22 protein-coding genes and 1 pseudogene are annotated in these 16929 nt (G+C 51.2%); 10 read left to right on the top strand and 13 right to left on the bottom strand.

Annotation, left to right across the window (positions count from 1 at the left end; translation table 11 throughout):
* Positions 1 to 124 precede the first annotated feature (124 nt).
* From C7M51_RS16700 to C7M51_RS16675, 6 genes and pseudogenes are all read right to left on the bottom strand, one after another.
* Entirely contained in the window at positions 125 to 613 is a 489-nt protein-coding gene (locus tag C7M51_RS16700) for a phage tail protein (protein WP_014072465.1), read from the bottom strand.
* A 14-nt stretch (positions 614 to 627) separates the two neighbouring features.
* Positions 628 to 3595, bottom strand: a pseudogene (locus C7M51_RS16695) (phage tail tape measure protein).
* Positions 3582 to 3737, bottom strand: coding sequence for a GpE family phage tail protein (locus tag C7M51_RS16690; protein ID WP_032424037.1), 156 nt, complete (start codon positions 3735 to 3737; stop codon positions 3582 to 3584). Before C7M51_RS16690 ends, C7M51_RS16695 begins: the two are co-directional and overlap by 14 nt.
* 5 nt (positions 3738 to 3742) lie before the next feature.
* Positions 3743 to 4060: a phage tail assembly protein gene (locus tag C7M51_RS16685; RefSeq protein WP_160622707.1), complete on the bottom strand. Its 318-nt coding sequence runs from the start codon at positions 4058 to 4060 to the stop codon at positions 3743 to 3745.
* Positions 4061 to 4108: 48 nt separating this feature from the next.
* Positions 4109 to 4624, bottom strand: a complete 516-nt coding sequence (locus tag C7M51_RS16680) for a phage major tail tube protein (protein WP_047364084.1) — start codon at positions 4622 to 4624, stop codon at positions 4109 to 4111.
* A complete protein-coding gene (locus C7M51_RS16675) occupies positions 4625 to 5806 on the bottom strand; it encodes a phage tail sheath subtilisin-like domain-containing protein (protein WP_160622706.1) in 1182 nt (393 codons plus the stop codon).
* A gap of 153 nt (positions 5807 to 5959) precedes the next feature.
* On the opposite strand from C7M51_RS16675, the gene C7M51_RS16670 reads away from it, so the two are divergent.
* Both C7M51_RS16670 and C7M51_RS16665 read left to right on the top strand, forming a co-directional pair.
* A complete protein-coding gene (locus C7M51_RS16670) occupies positions 5960 to 7096 on the top strand; it encodes a phage late control D family protein (RefSeq protein WP_160623683.1) in 1137 nt (378 codons plus the stop codon).
* A 39-nt stretch (positions 7097 to 7135) separates the two neighbouring features.
* On the top strand, positions 7136 to 7384 hold the full coding sequence (locus C7M51_RS16665; protein WP_078002107.1) for an ogr/Delta-like zinc finger family protein: 249 nt from the start codon (positions 7136 to 7138) through the stop codon (positions 7382 to 7384).
* A 31-nt stretch (positions 7385 to 7415) separates the two neighbouring features.
* On the opposite strand, the gene C7M51_RS16660 is transcribed toward C7M51_RS16665, so the two are convergent.
* The 3 genes from C7M51_RS16660 to C7M51_RS16650 all read right to left on the bottom strand — a co-directional run bounded on the left by C7M51_RS16660 (position 7416) and on the right by C7M51_RS16650 (position 9820).
* On the bottom strand, positions 7416 to 8108 hold the full coding sequence (locus tag C7M51_RS16660) for a hypothetical protein (protein ID WP_160622705.1): 693 nt from the start codon (positions 8106 to 8108) through the stop codon (positions 7416 to 7418).
* A gap of 325 nt (positions 8109 to 8433) precedes the next feature.
* Positions 8434 to 9414, bottom strand: coding sequence for a phage integrase (locus C7M51_RS16655; RefSeq protein WP_160251133.1), 981 nt, complete (start codon positions 9412 to 9414; stop codon positions 8434 to 8436).
* 112 nt (positions 9415 to 9526) lie between these two features.
* A complete protein-coding gene (locus C7M51_RS16650; protein ID WP_160251134.1) occupies positions 9527 to 9820 on the bottom strand; it encodes a helix-turn-helix domain-containing protein in 294 nt (97 codons plus the stop codon).
* Positions 9821 to 9977: 157 nt separating this feature from the next.
* Here C7M51_RS16650 and C7M51_RS16645 point away from each other — a divergent pair, with 157 nt between their 5' ends.
* The 8 genes from C7M51_RS16645 (at position 9978) to C7M51_RS16610 (ending at position 15014) form a co-directional block, all read left to right on the top strand.
* Positions 9978 to 10250 carry a Cox family DNA-binding protein gene (locus tag C7M51_RS16645; protein ID WP_160251135.1) on the top strand — a complete coding sequence of 91 codons (273 nt, stop codon included), beginning with the start codon at positions 9978 to 9980 and terminating at the stop codon, positions 10248 to 10250.
* Positions 10251 to 10260: 10 nt separating this feature from the next.
* Positions 10261 to 10482 (top strand): phage filamentation protein Fil family protein, encoded by a 222-nt coding sequence (locus C7M51_RS16640; protein ID WP_160251136.1) that lies wholly within the window; start codon positions 10261 to 10263, stop codon positions 10480 to 10482.
* Between the two features lie 15 nt (positions 10483 to 10497).
* On the top strand, positions 10498 to 10896 hold the full coding sequence (locus C7M51_RS16635) for a hypothetical protein (protein WP_160251137.1): 399 nt from the start codon (positions 10498 to 10500) through the stop codon (positions 10894 to 10896).
* A 75-nt stretch (positions 10897 to 10971) separates the two neighbouring features.
* Complete coding sequence (locus C7M51_RS16630; protein ID WP_160251138.1) at positions 10972 to 11202, top strand: DUF2732 family protein; 231 nt, start codon at positions 10972 to 10974, stop codon at positions 11200 to 11202.
* Complete coding sequence (locus tag C7M51_RS16625) at positions 11202 to 11435, top strand: TraR/DksA family transcriptional regulator (protein ID WP_160251139.1); 234 nt, start codon at positions 11202 to 11204, stop codon at positions 11433 to 11435. Before C7M51_RS16630 ends, C7M51_RS16625 begins: the two co-directional genes overlap by 1 nt.
* The gene (locus C7M51_RS16620; RefSeq protein ID WP_160251140.1) at positions 11432 to 11758 is read left to right on the top strand and encodes a DUF3850 domain-containing protein; all 327 of its coding nucleotides are present in this window, start codon (positions 11432 to 11434) and stop codon (positions 11756 to 11758) included. The genes C7M51_RS16625 and C7M51_RS16620 overlap by 4 nt, the downstream gene beginning before the upstream one ends.
* Positions 11743 to 12597 (top strand): DNA adenine methylase, encoded by an 855-nt coding sequence (locus tag C7M51_RS16615; protein ID WP_160251141.1) that lies wholly within the window; start codon positions 11743 to 11745, stop codon positions 12595 to 12597. Before C7M51_RS16620 ends, C7M51_RS16615 begins: the two co-directional genes overlap by 16 nt.
* Positions 12594 to 15014, top strand: coding sequence for a replication endonuclease (locus C7M51_RS16610; protein ID WP_244316895.1), 2421 nt, complete (start codon positions 12594 to 12596; stop codon positions 15012 to 15014). Before C7M51_RS16615 ends, C7M51_RS16610 begins: the two co-directional genes overlap by 4 nt.
* 109 nt (positions 15015 to 15123) lie before the next feature.
* On the opposite strand, the gene C7M51_RS16605 is transcribed toward C7M51_RS16610, so the two are convergent.
* The 4 genes from C7M51_RS16605 to C7M51_RS16590 all read right to left on the bottom strand — a co-directional run bounded on the left by C7M51_RS16605 (position 15124) and on the right by C7M51_RS16590 (position 16892).
* The gene (locus C7M51_RS16605; protein WP_160251142.1) at positions 15124 to 15387 is read right to left on the bottom strand and encodes a hypothetical protein; all 264 of its coding nucleotides are present in this window, start codon (positions 15385 to 15387) and stop codon (positions 15124 to 15126) included.
* A complete protein-coding gene (locus tag C7M51_RS16600) occupies positions 15368 to 15877 on the bottom strand; it encodes a DUF2778 domain-containing protein (protein WP_160251143.1) in 510 nt (169 codons plus the stop codon). The genes C7M51_RS16605 and C7M51_RS16600 overlap by 20 nt, the downstream gene beginning before the upstream one ends.
* Before the next feature lie 63 nt (positions 15878 to 15940).
* Positions 15941 to 16423, bottom strand: coding sequence for an Hcp family type VI secretion system effector (locus C7M51_RS16595; RefSeq protein WP_160251144.1), 483 nt, complete (start codon positions 16421 to 16423; stop codon positions 15941 to 15943).
* A gap of 202 nt (positions 16424 to 16625) precedes the next feature.
* The gene (locus C7M51_RS16590; RefSeq protein WP_160251145.1) at positions 16626 to 16892 is read right to left on the bottom strand and encodes an Ogr/Delta-like zinc finger protein; all 267 of its coding nucleotides are present in this window, start codon (positions 16890 to 16892) and stop codon (positions 16626 to 16628) included.
* Positions 16893 to 16929 lie beyond the last annotated feature (37 nt).

Below are 16929 nucleotides of genomic sequence, written 5' to 3'. Positions count from 1 at the left end.
AACCGTGCTGGCCATGTGTATCGAGTACAGTCATTTTTAACGGTGCTGCAGCACTGTCAGCTATGGCGGTGTGTTCCGGAAGATGAAGCGGGCAAATGCCCGCTTTAGTTTTATGTGGATGCCGTCAGAACAGGCCAGACAGCGTACTACTGGCAGAGTTGTAGGCAGACGTGGCTTTATCCTTCAGCCCTGAAAGCAGATCGCCAACGGACGATGCTTGCAGGCGTTCGCGAAGGTCTTCATCGCAGCGCTGGAAGCTGATTGAAAACTCTATTTTTTTCGCCTTTCCGTAGCGGTCAAATTCCGTATGCGTGGCCTGTAGTCCGGTCAGCACATACATCCCGTAAATCTGCCCCGCGCCGCTGATTAAAGGCCACGGACGCCCGGTGTATGCCTGCGTTGCCAGCACGGTAAGAGATACGTCTCCGCCCGTAATTTCCGGGTAAAGCACCCCGTCAAGGTTGATCTGCGTCTCACCCGCGCCGATGTACTGCCATTTTGCTGATCGGTTGATGCGATCATTCTTCACATGACGCCAGTTCAGTGAGTGCCGCAGTTGCTGGTAAGGCAGTGTCTTCAGTTCAAAAACGAACATTCCGTATATCATCATCATAATGTTGCCTCCCCTTAATCTCTGTCTTTGAAGCTGCCGCGATTGAGCCGCGCAAGGCGGGCCATTTCGGCATTCACTGCGTCGGCGGCAATCCTGCCAATTTCGCGCGCGTCCTGCCGGTCAACGCCGTGAAGATGTACATGGATTTCCCCTGTAAAGCCGCCAGCGGCAACCGGTATATTGCTGGCGCTGCGGCTGACTGGCGGAAGTTCCGCCTGTTTAACGGGAAGCGATGCCGCTACCACTGCGGGACGTGCGCTTAACCCGTTGTTCCTGACCGTGCTGGCCAGCTGCGATTCCTTCCATTCCCCACGAACGGCCAGCGCACGCGGCAGGTTTTTAAACACGATATCGCCGGGGCCGATCTTCTTCGTGTTGTCGGCTGTCGCTTTGGTGTTGCTGTCGATATTCTGCAATCGGCGCATAGTGCCGTTATCGCCGGTCAGCGGTGATGTGGGTTGTGGTGTGCCAGGCGGAACGTTTTTCACCTCAGCTTTTTTCGGTGCAACCTTAGCAATATCACCCTGAAGAAAAGCTATTTTGTCCTGAAGAACGGCCATACGCTGCGCGTCTTCGATCTTCTTCCTGGCTTTTTCGGCTTCATCAGGCAGAACGCCGAGTTTTTTGAGTATCCATGCCAGCGTATCCAGCAGCATTTTCGCAGGCGTAAGAACAAGCTGGAGCGCACCACCCAGAACGTTACCGAACACCTCACCGGCGCTGGCGCATTTATCCAGCGTTTCCTTGCTGGACTCCATTGGGGAAAGCAGAGATTTGAACCAGTTAAAGACCTGACTGATACCGTTGCTCATTGCATCAAAGATGGGGCTGAACTGCGCGAAGGTCTCGCGTAATGGTGCGAGTCTTTCCATGATGCCGGTGAATACACCTGCAAAAAATGCTTTAAGAGGCTCCCAATACCGCCAGATAAGCACTCCGGCAGCAATAAACGCCGCTACTAACAGGCCAATCGGACTAAACAGCAGTGACAGCGCTGTACCCAGCATAGACACCGCAGTAGTGATCATGCTCCATATGGCCGGTAAACCTGTCAGACGGAGGGCGAGCATTCCGAGGTTTTTAGTCAGTGCTCCCAGTGCGGCACCAGGGGCAAGAAATACCCCCATAAGTGCGCCACGCATAGCGGGGATGATGGTTGAAACTCCCCGCATTTTCCCTGCTAACGAGCCGAGAACTGGCCCCCATCCGCGCACGCTTGCCATTGCCGGGCCAGAAGCTGTGCCGAGTGTTCGCAGAGCGGCAACCGTTCCGGCTATGCCCCTGCCTCCTGTCAGCAGGGTAAAACCTAACTGAAGTTTAGCCAGTGGCCCCATCAGCAGGCCGATCGCCAGCGATGTGCCGCCAATGGCGGCGGTCAGTGCCAGAACGCTACCACCGACAACCAGCAGGGATTGGGCGAGCTTTGGATTTTCCTTCGCCCACTGCGTCATGTTCCCCACAACGTCACTCAGTCCCTGAGTCAGGGCGCGAAGCTGATTATCGACGAGATCGTTAATCTGGATACGGAAGCCTTCCCAGGCGCTGTCCAGATTTTTGAGATCGCCGTCAAGGTTATCCGCCATTATTTTGGCGGCTTTCTGTGCCTCACCTTTGGCGTTTTTCAGTTCACCCAGCAGCTTCTGAAGTTCGCCGCTCCCGGCCGACATAACCAGAGCCTGGAATGACTTTGACGCCTCTTCACCGGCAATATCTTTGAAAAATGAGAGCTTATCGGTATCCCCGTACTTGCTGATCTTTTTATAGAGATCGGTTAGAACCACTTCAGCAGGGCGCATTTTCCCCGTTGCGTCAGCGACTTCTACGCCCAATTCTTTAAGCGCGGTTTTTGCCCTGCCGGTTGGCGCGGCAAGGCGTGAAAATTGTGGCCTGCAAACCTGTACCGGCGATACTCCCGCGCAGGCCTACGTTCGCCATTACGCCGATCATGGCTGTTGTCTGTTCAACGCTGACGCCAAGATTAGAAAGACCTGTCCCGGCGTACTTCATCGCCTCACCGATATTTTGCAGATCGGTGTTGGTGCGGGTAAACGCCCCCGTTAGTACGTCACTGACGCGATCCATTTCTTTAGGGTCGAGGCGGAACTGAGACAGAATATTTGAGCTGATATCGGCGCTTTCGCCTAAATCCATACCACCGGCCAGCGCCATATTGAGCACGCCGGGCAGTGCGGCCTGAATGGCCTGCGGAGTGAAACCGGCCATAGCGAGAAACGCCTGCCCGCTGGCGGCGTCAGTCGTGGTGAACTGTGTTTCAGCGCCCAGCTTTTTGGCCTGCTCACGAAGTGCTGAAAAGTCAACGGAGCTTTTGTCTATGCGGGTCAGCGCCTGCACGCGGGACATTTCACGGTCAAACCCAACGGCGGGGGATAAAAAGCGTCCCGCTGCATAACCGGCAGCAGTGGCCCCGGCAACGGCCATCGTGCCACCGCCGCGAAGTTTGCCCGCTGTTTGCTGCATCTGGTCATAGCGCGCCCGTGCCTGCGTGACAGCGGCAAGCTGTCGCCGTTCACGCTCCAGCGTCTGGTTGTACTGTTCGGTTCGACGTATGGCGCTCTGAATGGTGCGATCGCTGCCGACCAGCGAAACGCCGTGGCTGCGCAGCGCCTGTGAGGCAGCACGCAGCTTAACCATTTCCTGCGTGCGTGCAGAGTTAAGGCGCTCCAGCTTTGCGGCCAGTGCTGCCATATGTGCTTTTTGCTTGTCTGTAAGCTGTGTACCTTCCCGCTGCGCCTGATTCAGCCCTTCAAGCGTCCGGCTGGCGTCGTCAATTTTGCGGGAGGTCTTTTGCACGCTGTCGCGCAGGCGGTTGAACGTGCGGGACTGGCTGTCCAGATCTTTAATGCTGGATTGCGTTTTTTTGAGGGATTCAGACAAACCGCCCGCACTCTGGCGGGCGGCATTGACCGGGCGGGTAAGTTTATCGATCGCGCTGAACGCGACGCGGATATTAAGGCTTTTCACTGTCACTGGCTCCACTTCGGACAGCCGCCCGCTCACGCCAGGCTATGACTTCGCCCAGTTCCATCGTGAAGACTTCAGAGGGCGGCCAGTTGAAAACAACCGCGATATCAGCGACCAGATCGTCGATCAGGTCGAACCGCAGGAGTGTTACTGATTCTCCGTCTCCGCCTCGCTCGATGCTCCAGACCCCGCAGGCGTCAAAAAAGGGACGAGCGCTTCTGACAGGCTGACAAAATCGCGGGTATCCATTTCGTTGATTTCGGTCTGCTTGAGGCGTGGTGACGTGACGCGAGTCAGCAGTATCGCCACCGAATCCACATCCATATTCATCACGTTAACCAGCTTCAGCCCGCGCAGGGAGCCAGCCTGTTTGATCTCATCCGTGATCGTTACCTGAGTAATTTTCTCATCGCCGCGAACAACGGGTTTTGCCAAAGTAATGGCGTTATCGTTTTTTTTGCTCATTGTTGAATACTCCGGGCGGCACGGGTGTGCCGCCACTTATCAGGTTAATCAGTTACCCATTCCCAGCGCAGACGTAATGCGGTCAGGGTAGATATTCTTGCCGTCTTTCTTGTAGATGAAGTTCAGCAGATCAAACTCAAACAACGGCTTATCGTCGATGGTGAGCCTGTAATAGGTGTTCTTCATCGTGTAGCTGACGGAGGTGTCTTCTCCCTGCTTGCTTTCACCGCCGTCCATTTCGGTGATGCGGCCGCGCAGTTCGACCTCAACCAGCAGGCTTTCACCATCGGTGTAATACTCACCGGCGAAGCGGAAGCGGGTCTCGTCGATATCGCCGCAGTAGTTCAGCAGAAGCGACTGAACCAGACCGCCAACCACCATCGTGGTATCCAGCGCGCCACTGTCCAGACCGAGATCCACAGCTGCGGATCCAATCATCCCGCCGCCCTGAAAATCTTCCGTCTTGCGTGTCAGCTTTGGCAGCGTCACGGAAGAGACTTTGCCGATGCAATTGCTGCCGTTCACAAAGCAGGTGAACAGGCGCAGTTTGTGAGGGACCGCCATTTATGCACCTCCCAGCGAAGAGAACGCCGATTCAAAGTATTCATCAGTGAAGGTCTGGTACATCGTCAGATCCTCCATCGGCGGAACCGGCGTATATTTATAGCGAATGCGCACCTGACCCTGACGGAGACCGGTTGTCGGGTTATCCAGGATATCAAACCAGCATTCAGCGCCGATTAGCCGCCCCTGCGTCACCAATGAGCTGAGTTTCCCGCTGATACCGCTGACCACGTCCTTGACGTTGGCCGGGGTAAGCGGCTCGTCAATGGCCTCAAACTGCGCTTCCGCAATGCTGTCAGCCAGAATCTGGGCGGTACGGGTATAAACCTCAAAGATGTAATCTTTGGTATCCGTGACGCGGTTTCCCCAGAACCGGAAACCGTTACGCTTGATGAGCGTCGTGATCTCCTTGTTGTTCAGTTCGTTCGCGTCGCTGTCTTCAGCCTGAAGCGACCAGAAAACATCCTGAGAAATACCCAGCACGTTGCTGACTGACACGTTGGAAAGCGATTTATGCCAGCCCTGATTGTTGTCAATCAGCGCACGCAGGCCGCAGGCATACGCCGGGGCAGGGAAGGTTTCGTTCTCTCCGGTCAGCGGGTTGTATGCGATAAAATCAGGCCAGATAAGCATTAGCTCACGATAGGCGAAGGTTGCGCGGTAGGCGGTAGCTTCAGCCATCGTCTTACAGCCGTAACAACTGGCATAGACAAACGCGCGCAGGTTTTGCGCAATGACGCACAACGCGGAGGTCACTTCTTCCGTGTCGTATCCCGGCACAGCCAGAATGCGCGGACGATAGCCGACCTTCTGTTCAGCCGTCAGAAATGCGTACATGCCGGTATAGCTGCCATCTTCTGCCGTGCCGCCCATGATAAGCTGTGCCTGCGTTTTACCGCCTTCCTCTTCCGTAGCCGTTGCCACGCGCACCACAATCACCTTTGGGCTGGTCTGGTCAGCGATGGCTTTAAGTGTTTTGTACAGGGAGCCGGTTTTACCCGCCTTACCCAGCACGTTGTTAACCCGTGTCACTAACACGGGAGTATTCAGGGGAAAGGCTTCCGCGTCGGCATCATCCGCCACGGCGACAACCCCAATGACATTCGATTCAATGTCATTGATAGCCGCCACAAGGTCGGTATTCTCCCGGATGCGGGCACCATGAAAGCGATCTTCCGCCATAGTTTCCACCATTACGTTATTGAGTTCGCAGTGATAATCCCCCATGTTCGACCGTCACTCACGCTATTGCGGGTCTGGCCGGACGGTGACAACAAAAACCGATTTGGTCTCTCCCGCGCGCGTGGGATCCTTCGCCGGAAGAAGGGGGAAAGCATGGCACTTACAGACCTGACCAAATCACTTAATGACGCCGTCAGCAGTTATAACGATTCACTTACCGAGGCGGTAAAAAGTCCGGGATTCAGCATTACGATGGGCGGCAAGGTGCTGACGCAGCTTGATGATCGGATCATGTCGTTGTCACTGACGGACAACAGAGGCTTTGATGCTGATCAGCTATCTATTTCCATTGATGACAGTGACGGTAAGGTTGCACTGCCGCCGCGCGGGGCCGAGCTTGCCGTATCATTTGGCTGGCTGGGTGAACCGTTGATTTACAAGGGACTGTACACGGTTGACGAGGTATCCCATGAAGGCCCGGCAGATACCATTGGCGTTACTGCCCGCAGCGCTGATTTTCGTGAAGAGTTCAACGTAAAGCGCGAAGTCTCATGGCATGACGTGACCGTAGAGCGTGTTGTGTCGGCAATAGCGCACCGCTACGGACTGAAGGCGCAGATCAGTGAAATGCTCATGGATATTGAGATTGATCACGCCGACCAGACGCAGGAAAGCGATATGTCTTTCCTTACCCGCATGGCGGACATGCTGGGTGCAATTGCCACCGTCAAGAACGGCAGTCTGCTGTTTATCCTGCCGGGTGGTGGTGTGACCGCTGACGGGAAGGCGCTACCCTCTGCCAGTATTGACCGCACAAGTGGCGACCGGCACCGCTTTCGTATTGCCGATCGGGATGCGTATACCGGTGTCAGGGCTTACTGGCTGGATCTCAATTTCGGCAAAAAGAAAAAGGTCAGTGTTAAGCGCCGCAAGCCTGCAAAGCCCAAAAAAGAGAAGAGCAGCAGCCGTGAGGGCGATTACATGGAGGGTGCAGACGGTAACGTCTATGTGCTGCGCAAAACTTACCAGAATGAAGAGGCGGCGAAACGTGCGGCGGCGGCAAAGTGGCAACAGCTTCAGCGTGGTGCAGCAGAGTTTTCGATCACCCTGGCGCGTGGCCGCGCTGAGCTTTATCCCGAAATGCACGTCACGGTTAGCGGTTTTAAGGATGAAATAGACAATCAGGACTGGATCATTGCGCGTGCTGAGCACGTCATAGACGACAGCGGTTTTACCACCCGGCTGGAGCTGGAAGCAAAAATACCTGACTGGATCGCGGAAACTGAATAAAATGAAATGGAGTTCAACTCCCACAGGGGAGCCATCATTATGTTCAGATGTCCATTTTGCGGCGCTATGGCCCGCACCCGTACCAGCCGTAAAATAACCGATATGACAATCCGTCAATATCACCAGTGTCAGAATCTTGAATGTAGCCGGTCATTCACCACGCTTAACAGCGTGGAAAGGGAAGTAACAAAACGCGCAGGTGTTGCACCGCTACCGCCTGACTTCATCCCTCGTGATGCCTTCCCGGCGTCCCACTATGGAAGGGATCAGTTGAATCTTGCGTTATAAAAGAACCCCGCGAAAATCGCGGGGTTTTGTTTCATCGTAAGTATTCGACAATATGACCAGTCTTCAGATCGATTTTAGCGGATAACTGATTTTTCACCGTTGCGCCATAACTATTGGCACCTTGATAAGTGGTTGTGGCAATGGCGTAAGGTGCTGCACCATCCAGGATAAACCGATACTTAGTTTCCAAATGTTTGAATGAAGACGGATCATTCATGTCGTCTTTTATTGCAGCAATAAGCGGTTGGTATGAGCTATCAAACAATCTGACATTACTTCTGAAAACGTCAAAATCTACCATCTTGGCTAAAGAAGACGGATCCTTCTGATAATCTTGCTTACACCAATCGAGTGCCTCGGAAGCCTTGATATCATCATTTTTCGTATATGAGTGCTGGCTAATACATTTGTAAAAATCGGTTGATGCGCTTAGAGGTAAGCCAGATTGAGATAAATAGCTTTCAATAATTTTAGAGCGCTCACCTTTATCTAAGCCACGCCATTGCTTTAGTGAGGTGTTTTTATAGTTAGACGATGTATCATTTGGTGCTTCTGGTATATAAGAACACGCCTTCGGAATAATCCCTAAAACCACTATGAGAACAGCCAGGGCAGCTAAAGGGTGCCACCATCGATCCCCTGGTTTTTTAACATCACAATACGGGCATTTTTTTTCTTTGCGAGCGACTTCGCTCCCGCACTTCCTGCATGTAGTCATTGTCATCTATGACGCTCCTTTAGTTTGTGCAAATTCACACCAGTAAAAAAGTCGTCACCATCAAATCAAGGAAAGCCCTGCATTGCAAATACAGGGCTTTTTGTCGAAGTGTAGTCAAAATGTAGACGAAGATTGAAATAAATCCTTTTATTCCATTGTGTTACTGACTGGATTCCTTCACCATCCCTGTCTTCCCCGCCATGATGGCGGGGTTTTTTTTATCAGGGACTTACCTCACAAACTTCTTAAAAACAGACGCTTACAAAAAGCTGTAACGTTCTGGGGCGGGCTTAAAATTTTTTGAGTGTGGACACAATGTGGACACTCAGGATCATAGTGACACCCCTCCACCCAGCGGATTTAGCGCGACTGCATTTTGCAGATAATCAGGAGATAGATGAGCATACATCATGGTCTGCTGAATATTCGCGTGCCCCAAGATTTGCTGCAATGCAATGATATTCCCGCCCTGCATCATAAAGTGGCTCGCAAACGTGTGGCGTAAGACGTGGGTAGCCTGTTGAGCTGGCATATCCGGTTTGACGCTACGCAGCACCGCACAAAATTTGTCATAATCCACTTTAAACAGCTGGCCGCTGGCCTCCCGCTTAACTTTCTTCTCAAGTTCATCACTGATGGGTACCGTTCTCTTTTTCCCGTTTTTTGTTTTCAGGAAAGTGACGCGGCCCCTAACTATTTGTGATGGCTTTAGCGTCGCAACTTCTGTCCATCGCCCGCCTGTGCTGATTGCAACCAGCGCTACCAACAGCGCATCACCCGTCAGAGCGTTCAACAATTTTGCGATCTCCGCTTTTTCGAGAAACGTCATTTCCGGGTTTTTTTCCGCCAGCGGCGACAGCCCATGAATGGGGTTTTCCCCTGACATTTCTTCCAGCGCGATCAGACGCGTGAACATACCCGATAGCCGGTAAATTTCCCGATTGATTGTTGCTGCGCTGATGCCGTCGCGCAGACGCTGAGATCGATAATCCATCAGGGATCGCTTGGTCAATCTGCTGACAGGCGGATTACCCAGGCCATCAACAGTCTTGATCAGATGCCTACGCTCTTTGACGCCGTGTTCATGGTTCTGGCCGTGATACTTCCACCAAACGTCCAACAACTCATTTAGGGTGCGCCGGTCTGCCCGTTGGCCCGCCCACTCTTTAGTGTTGGCGTTCGCCAGTGTGTAACGTTCAAAGGCTACTGCTTCAGCCTTCCTTTCAAACTTCCGGCGAATGCGACGTCCTTCGCGCCCGCGTGGTCTGATGTCCACTTCATAACGTCCATCATCGAGTCGTTTAATGGTCATAAAACCCTCCGATGGATGCGTGTTTTCTTTGTAATTAACCCTTTGTGAGTATGTGTTGAAAGTTTAGACACCAATAACGCCAGCTTATGCTTAACGTAACATTGGTGAATATTTAGCCAGTTTTGCGGCCGGAGTGCTGCGAGGTTGTTTCTTCTTGCCCAGAGTGTGCGAGGGCCGGACTAACCTGTCCGGCTTCTGGTGCCGTTTCGTCAGTCATTAGCCATAGGGTGTATTTCTTAAAACGCGGTTGTGAGGTGATTAACAACATATTCGTTAGGCTTGGTTCAGAGTGCCCCCCTTCATAGTTTTTAAGTGTGCTCAGTGGTATCCCGGTGATTTCACAGAAATTAATCTGCGTAATCTTCTCCGCTGCGCGTATAGCTTTCACTTTCTCGCCCATTTTCATTTGACATGGTTCCAAAACTAAAACTAAAATCGCCTCAATGGTTTTACTTTTAAAACCATTGAGGGTGTGGCCAGCCCTCTCAGGAATGCTCCTGAGCGAGTTTAAAAAGGCTGGATCGACAAGGTTAGCATGTAACTACGTGAGAATGGAGAAGGTTATGCAAGCGAATGATTACGTTATCCAGTATCCGCTGGACGCAATTCACCCTGATAAGTTTGCGGAATTGCTGGGCAAGCCGAAGACCGCTGTCGAAGCGATGCTTAAAGCCAATAAATTGCCGGTTATTGAGTTGCGCGATCCGACAAAACCAGCGGCCAGAGCTGGTGACAAGCTGGTTTTTATTCCTGAGTTCAATCGTGGAGTGCGCGAGGCGTTTTATAACCGCCCGGCAGAACAGCGCGACGCATGGTTGTTGTGGATGGGTCTGTAAGGAGAAGACCATGTCTATGATGCAATGCCCATCATTCGCCAGTCTGCTGAACCACGGCCAGCAGGTAACACACCGGGCGCACATCCGTGGCTGGATTGAAACACCGGACGGCCGTTTCTTTCAGCCAAAAGCGGCAGAGGTGAAATTTATCAAAGGTTGCCGCTTGCCGTTTATGTCTCGCCCACGCAACAAACGTCGCTGGTTTGCCCGCCTAATGGGCATTTTCGCTTAATCGCTGGAGGTGATTATGTTTTCAGAACAAAGCAAACAGCAACTAGGGCAAACGGGGCGTAGCCAGTTCCTTGCGCAGCGCGCGCGGCTGCAAGCCAGCCTGAAGGCATCGCGCGTTAACGATACAGCAACCCGTTTTAACAGCCTGAATGAAACGCGCAAAAAGGTGATCTTCATTCTTGCGAACGAAGCTGCCAGTCGCGTGGCTGGTTTACCACAGCTAACCCGGCGACATCTGAATTTAACCTATGACGATCTTAGTAACGCGGAAAAAACTTGCGTAATGATGGGTATTAAGCGTCTTTCAGAGGTCGCTGCATCAATACCGTGGGAATTTGAAGATTATGTCGCGCCCTGTGCTGAGTTGCAGGCAGCTCGTGACAAACCGCCAGAGCCAGAAACGGCACCTAACTAACAAATAACTGCTCACCAAAAAGAAACAGGCGTAAACCCGCCAGGCTTCCCATTGCTCAAATTTAAGAGAACAACTATGCGAAATATTAAAACCTGTGCCAACAAAATCAAACCAGATGGCTTGCCCCAGCTATTTCAAGAGGCCCGCTTGGATGAGCGGAAAAGCTGTGCCTTTGCCGTTTCAATCCGAATGGAGGCGCTGGCGATCCACATTCAGCAAAAGGAAATGACCGCAATAGAGGCCGCAGAATTGCTACGCCGTGAAGCGGCGCGTTATGAAGCTGAATCACGGGGAGACTGGCATTAATGGCTGATTTAATGGATCTCGTACAACAGCGTGTCACTGATGAACTTCAGCGCAATATCCTTACTGCCCGCAGCAAAAAGCCCGGTATTGGTGCTTCCCGTGTGCTCTGTGTTGACTGTGATGCTCCAATTCCGCCAGCTCGCCGCCGCGCCATTCCTGGCGTGCAGTGCTGCATCACGTGCCAGGAAATCGCAGAGCTGAAAGGCAAGCATTACAACGGAGGTACTGTATGACCTTGCGCATTCATCAGTTAAAGATTGCCCCTGTTTATTTCAATGCTGTTGTTACAGGAGAAAAAAAGGCCGAACTTAGGAGAAATGACCGGGGCTATAAAGTCGGTGATGTTCTTTCTTTATGTGAATGGAACCACGACGGCAAGTACACCGGTAAAGTGTGTGCGGCAATTATTACCCATATGTTGCCTGTAAATGACATTCTTCCTATGCCCGGCAACTGGATTCCCGGTCATTGGGTAATGTTATCAATTCGCCCGTTAACCCCCGCTGAAACACTGGTATATGTTCTTACAGGGGGTGCTGAATGGCTACCATTCTAAAATGGGCGGGTAATAAAACCGCCATCATGCCGGAACTGATTAAGCATCTTCCTGCTGGTCTGCGACTGGTTGAGCCTTTCGCGGGTTCCTGCGCTGTGATGATGGCAACAGACTACCCTCATTATCTTGTCGCTGATATTAATCCGGATTTGATTAATCTTTATCTGATGATTCAGAAAGACCATGAAGCAGTCATTCAGATGGCGAAGGATTTATTTAAATATTTTAATACAGATATTCGTTATTACCGTGTACGTCAGCAATTCAATTACTCCATTTCTGATGAGGTAGAGAAGGCAGCATATTTTCTATATCTAAACCGCCATTGTTATCGTGGTTTGTGTCGCTATAACCTGAGTGGAATTTTCAATGTTCCTTACGGTAATTATAAAAATCCGTATTTTCCTGAAAGTGAAATACGCGTTTTTGCAGAAAAGGCTCAGCGCGCAACATTTATCTGTGCCAGCTATGAAGAAACGCTGGCGCAGCTAAAGGCTGGTGATATTGTTTATTGTGATCCGCCATACGATGGCACATTTAGCGGTTACCACACTGCCGGTTTTACAGAAGACGATCAGTATCATCTGGCGTCTATTCTTGAACGCTGTGCATTAGAAGGCTATCCGGTTGTCGCTTCTAACAGCGACACTTTTCTGACTCGTTCCCTGTATCGCAGTTTCACCCATAACCGCATCAATGCAAAACGCAGCATCGGTGTTGCTGCGGGTGACGGGAAAAGCGCAGGCGAACTGATTGCTGTACTGAAACCGAAAGTTTGGGCTGGCGTTGATCCAGCTGGCGGCTCTGATTGTTCAGTCGTTTATGAGGTGCGCCCGTGAGCCATCATGAGGTTAAAAACTACGGCGGCTCAGATGAGGCCGCCGCAGCCTTTCCATGGAACGCACCAAAAAAAGCGATTAACCCCTATCTGGACCCGGTGGAAGTTGCGCCAGAGTCTGCGCTTTCAAACCTGATTGCTCTTTACGCTGCGGATAACGAGCAGGAACAGCTGCGCCGCGAGGCCTTGAGTAATGAGGTCTGGGAACGCTATTTCTTCAATGAATCCCGCGATCCTGTCCAGCATGAAATGGAGCAGGACCGCCAGATTAGCCGTGCCAAAATGGCCCGCGAGCAGCAGCGTTTTAATCCTGATTTGGTCATTCTGGCTGACGTTAACGTCATGCCGCCCCACATCAGCAAGCCTTTGCTGGAACGGATTAAATATTTCCATGGCCTGGGCCGTCCGAAAGCTTATTCCCGCTATTTGCGCGAAACAATCAGGCCGTGCCTTGAACGCCTGGAGCGCGTGCGTGACAGTCAGGTGTCTGCCTCTTTCCGGTTCATGGCGAGCCATGACGGACTGGAAGGGCTACTGGTGCTGCCTGAAATGAATCAGGATCAGGTTAAGCGCCTTTCCACACTGGTTGCGGCACATATGAGCATGTGTCTTGATGCGGCCTGCGGCGATCTGTTTGTCAGCGACGATGTTAAACCAGAAGAAATCCGTCAGGCATGGGAAAGGGTTGCCGCAGAGGCCATGCGCCTTGAGGTCATCCCGCCTGCCTTTGAGCAGTTACGCCGCAAAAAGCACCGCCGCAAGCCGGTGCCTTATGAACTGATCCCCCCGTCGCTGGCGCGTATGCTGTGCGCGGACTGGTGGTATCGTAAATTGTGGCAAATGCGCTGCGAGTGGCGGGAAGAACAGCTGCGCGCCGTCTGCCTGGTCAACAAGAAAGCGTCCCCGTATGTCAGCTACGAAGCCGTGCTCCACAAACGCGAGCAGCGCCGTAAATCGCTGGAGTTTTTCCGCTCGCATGAGCTGGTCAATGAAGACGGCGACACGCTGGATATGGAAGAGGTGGTGAACGCCAGCAACAGCAACCCGGCACACCGCCGTAATGAGATGATGGCCTGCGTTAAAGGGCTGGAGCTGATCGCAGAAATGCGCGGCGACTGCGCTGTGTTCTATACCATCACCTGCCCGTCACGCTTCCACGCAACCCTCAATAACGGCAGACCCAATCCGAAGTGGTCCAGCGCCACCGTCCGGCAGAGCAGTGATTACCTGGTTAATACGTTCGCCGCTTTTCGCAAGGCAATGCACAAGGCCGGGCTGCGCTGGTATGGCGTCCGCGTAGCAGAGCCGCACCATGACGGCACCGTGCACTGGCATCTTCTGTGCTTCATGCACAAGAAAGACCGCCGCTCCATCACCGCGCTGCTGCGTAAGTTTGCTATCCGTGAAGACCGCGAAGAGCTGGGCACCAATACGGGGCCACGCTTCAAGTCCGAGCTCATCAACCCGCGCAAGGGCACACCGACCAGCTACATCGCCAAATACATCAGCAAGAATATCGACGGACGCGGGCTGGCTAAAGAAATCAGCAGAGAAACCGGCAGATCACTGCGCGACAGCGCCGAGCATGTCAGCGCCTGGGCGTCACTGCATCGTGTCCAGCAGTTCCGTTTCTTTGGTATTCCGGGGCGACAGGCATACCGTGAGCTGCGCCTGCTGGCTGGTCAGGCGGCGAGAGTGCAGGGCGAACGCAAAGCGGGTGCGCCCGTACTGGATAACCCGCGTCTGGATGCGGTACTGGCGGCGGCTGATGCGGGCTGTTTTGCCACATACATCATGAAGCAGGGCGGTGTATTGGTTCCCCGCAAATATCACCTTGTCCGCACGGCATATGAGCTTAACGACGAGCCGAGCGCCTACGGCGATCACGGTATCCGCATCTATGGCATCTGGTCCCCGATTGCAGAAGGCAAGATTTGCACGCACGCGGTGAAGTGGAAAAAGGTTCGTAAGGCCGTTGACGTTCAGGAGGCGACAGCCGACCAGGGCGCTTGCGCCCCTTGGACTCGTGACAATAACTGTCCCCTTGAACAAAAAAATGTCGGTAAAGGTATGGGCGCACTTCCCAATGATGTAATGAACCTGAGCCAGATTTCTTATCGAGAACGCCGGGCTTTGGTTAAGTCTGCATGGAAGGAAACCAGAGTCGTGCAGCCAGTTAATAAGGCAGTTTATGCAAGTGAAAATGACGTTCTGACCTTATCGATTACAGATTTTGCACTATCTTTAGGTTGGCATTCTGAGCTGACAAAGTTATGGGCTCGTCGCCTGGCTGCCGGAGGGGAGCTAATGATAAGGGGACGATGCTATTACGTACGAAACGATGGTCGGATCTACAGTAAGAAAAGAACAGAAGCAATAACATCAGATAAATTATTGCGGCGTTTGATGCAATCTTAAAATTAATGGGTTGATGGCAACCGGCGTCAACTGTGTAACTTGTTACATAGGTGGCGTCGGTTATGCGGGGGCGGGTGGCAAAGAGCCCGCGGATAATTACATTACTTATTTATTTTTTAATTAACTTAATTAACTTGATGACTATAAAATAAATAAACATGGTAATAATTATTACAATTATAAAAAAAATATAAAAATAGATATCATCTATTGCTTCTGCGCCAATTTCACCAGGTCCATAAATAAGCTGCCCAAATTTCAAAACGAAATCGTAATTAAGCCAGCTGTATGGCTCACCCAAGGTACGGCCTACAATAAAGATGAGTAATAAAAAGAAAATAACTTTTCCTGTTCTACGAGCAAGTTTCGTCATAACTGATCACCTCGATTGTGCCATATGCCTGTAAGTTTGTGCCGGGTATAATAACACGTGAAGTTCTCAGGAGTGCGTTTCTTAACATATTGTAATCTGAACGGCTGGCAAGAGTGATACAGCCTTCTGAGACATGCCCCGGATGAAGCCGAAAACTCCCTCTTGCAACTCCCTTAAAAAAAGTGTAATCATCAATTTTCCCATCATCGCGATATAGGGCAAACCATTCTGAGTGGTCAACATGGTACGCAAATGTACTTTTTATTTTGTCTATACCCCATGCCCTCACGCTGTTAACCCAGCTACCTGAAGGCCTGTCGACTATATAATATTTTCCGGGAGGCAATGGACCCCGGTTGATAATTGTCCCGCATCCACCTTTGTTACGGTAAAGATCTTTGCCTGAGAACGCCATAAATGTTCCTAATCCTGGGAAGCTCAGAGGTGAATAATCAGCATTGTTCAGAATCATCTTTCCGTGTAATGCCATATATATGCGCCTTGTAATATATTACACACTCAACCTAAACCATGTTATGAACAGGATTATTTTTTATATTTCTCGATTTTCTTTGATATTCCAGCCAGCAGACACCTCAGGGCCTTTTCCTCCGTTGGCTGTTTGTTCATAGTATTGCTGTCTTACTTTTGCTGCCTGGAAGCTATAGTGTGTGTTCAACCTCTCGTTGCTATCTATACCACGGAAATGGACAGCAGTAATAAGCACTTCCTCAAGGGTGATACGGCAATATTCTATCTGCTGCTCTCCAGCTTTACAGACGGAAACTTCAACTTTATCCAGGTGCTTTCCGTTTGCGCAGGCACGAAGTAACGCTGAAGTAGATTTATCGATCATCGCCTCAATGCTTAGGTCACTGAATGTGACCTTACCGGCACCACCACCACTACCTACTGACATATTACCGGGGTGTAAGGCTCCCCAGCTAAACGATGTAATATCAGTCCAGCCTTTGTGGTTTATATCCTGAGATTCTCCTGTAATGCCGCTGGCGCGCAAAAACATATCAACAGCCATGTTGCTTTATTCCTCTACAAAATGATTTCCATTGAAATAAATATATTGATAAATTAATCTTAAAACACTTCATAACTTAACAAAATATATAAGAAAAATGGTTCATAGTAATGCATTTATAATGAACGCTATTTTTTCGCAAGGGAAATAAGATGGTGTTTAACATATGCCGATAAATAAAACCCGCATTCTGCGGGCTTTTTTATGCATTCTGACTGTTAAGGAGATCCAGCGCAAACTGTTTTTCATCAGGTTTCAGCCGGTCAATCAGAAACTTAACCAGCTTGTTGCCGGTCAGCCCGCTGGGGCTGAGTGTATGAGAAAATGAGGCGTTAAAAACAAATGTGTGGCCGCACTCAACTTCAGTGCAGGCGCAGTATAAATCCGCCAGTTTTTTATCTTTCCAGTCAGATTTACGAATAATGGCCGGTTCGCCGCATTCAGGACATTTTATTTTAAAAACTCGCATATTCACCACTCCGCACGCCATTGCTAACAATGAGGAT

Source organism: Mixta intestinalis (assembly GCF_009914055.1).
GTDB classification, from domain to species: domain Bacteria; phylum Pseudomonadota; class Gammaproteobacteria; order Enterobacterales; family Enterobacteriaceae; genus Mixta; species Mixta intestinalis.
Note: the sequence above shows the minus strand (reverse complement) of the source record. Positions and strands in the feature narration are given on the sequence as shown.

Bases quoted from the DNA above. Each gene is read 5' to 3' on its own strand.
- C7M51_RS16675 (WP_160622706.1), bottom strand. From the start codon at position 5,806: ATGGCGGAAGATCGCTTTCATGGTGCCCGCATCCGGGAGAATACCGAC.
- C7M51_RS16640 (WP_160251136.1), top strand. From the start codon at position 10,261: ATGTCTATGATGCAATGCCCATCATTCGCCAGTCTGCTGAACCACGGC.
- C7M51_RS16635 (WP_160251137.1), top strand. From the start codon at position 10,498: ATGTTTTCAGAACAAAGCAAACAGCAACTAGGGCAAACGGGGCGTAGC.
- C7M51_RS16680 (WP_047364084.1), bottom strand. From the start codon at position 4,624: ATGGCGGTCCCTCACAAACTGCGCCTGTTCACCTGCTTTGTGAACGGC.
- C7M51_RS16620 (WP_160251140.1), top strand. From the start codon at position 11,432: ATGACCTTGCGCATTCATCAGTTAAAGATTGCCCCTGTTTATTTCAAT.
- C7M51_RS16625 (WP_160251139.1), top strand. From the start codon at position 11,202: ATGGCTGATTTAATGGATCTCGTACAACAGCGTGTCACTGATGAACTT.
- C7M51_RS16630 (WP_160251138.1), top strand. From the start codon at position 10,972: ATGCGAAATATTAAAACCTGTGCCAACAAAATCAAACCAGATGGCTTG.
- C7M51_RS16595 (WP_160251144.1), bottom strand. From the start codon at position 16,423: ATGGCTGTTGATATGTTTTTGCGCGCCAGCGGCATTACAGGAGAATCT.
- C7M51_RS16605 (WP_160251142.1), bottom strand. From the start codon at position 15,387: ATGACGAAACTTGCTCGTAGAACAGGAAAAGTTATTTTCTTTTTATTA.
- C7M51_RS16650 (WP_160251134.1), bottom strand. From the start codon at position 9,820: ATGAAAATGGGCGAGAAAGTGAAAGCTATACGCGCAGCGGAGAAGATT.
- C7M51_RS16645 (WP_160251135.1), top strand. From the start codon at position 9,978: ATGCAAGCGAATGATTACGTTATCCAGTATCCGCTGGACGCAATTCAC.
- C7M51_RS16685 (WP_160622707.1), bottom strand. From the start codon at position 4,060: ATGAGCAAAAAAAACGATAACGCCATTACTTTGGCAAAACCCGTTGTT.
- C7M51_RS16655 (WP_160251133.1), bottom strand. From the start codon at position 9,414: ATGACCATTAAACGACTCGATGATGGACGTTATGAAGTGGACATCAGA.
- C7M51_RS16660 (WP_160622705.1), bottom strand. From the start codon at position 8,108: ATGACAATGACTACATGCAGGAAGTGCGGGAGCGAAGTCGCTCGCAAA.
- C7M51_RS16590 (WP_160251145.1), bottom strand. From the start codon at position 16,892: ATGCGAGTTTTTAAAATAAAATGTCCTGAATGCGGCGAACCGGCCATT.
- C7M51_RS16615 (WP_160251141.1), top strand. From the start codon at position 11,743: ATGGCTACCATTCTAAAATGGGCGGGTAATAAAACCGCCATCATGCCG.
- C7M51_RS16700 (WP_014072465.1), bottom strand. From the start codon at position 613: ATGATGATGATATACGGAATGTTCGTTTTTGAACTGAAGACACTGCCT.
- C7M51_RS16600 (WP_160251143.1), bottom strand. From the start codon at position 15,877: ATGGCATTACACGGAAAGATGATTCTGAACAATGCTGATTATTCACCT.
- C7M51_RS16670 (WP_160623683.1), top strand. From the start codon at position 5,960: ATGGCACTTACAGACCTGACCAAATCACTTAATGACGCCGTCAGCAGT.
- C7M51_RS16665 (WP_078002107.1), top strand. From the start codon at position 7,136: ATGTTCAGATGTCCATTTTGCGGCGCTATGGCCCGCACCCGTACCAGC.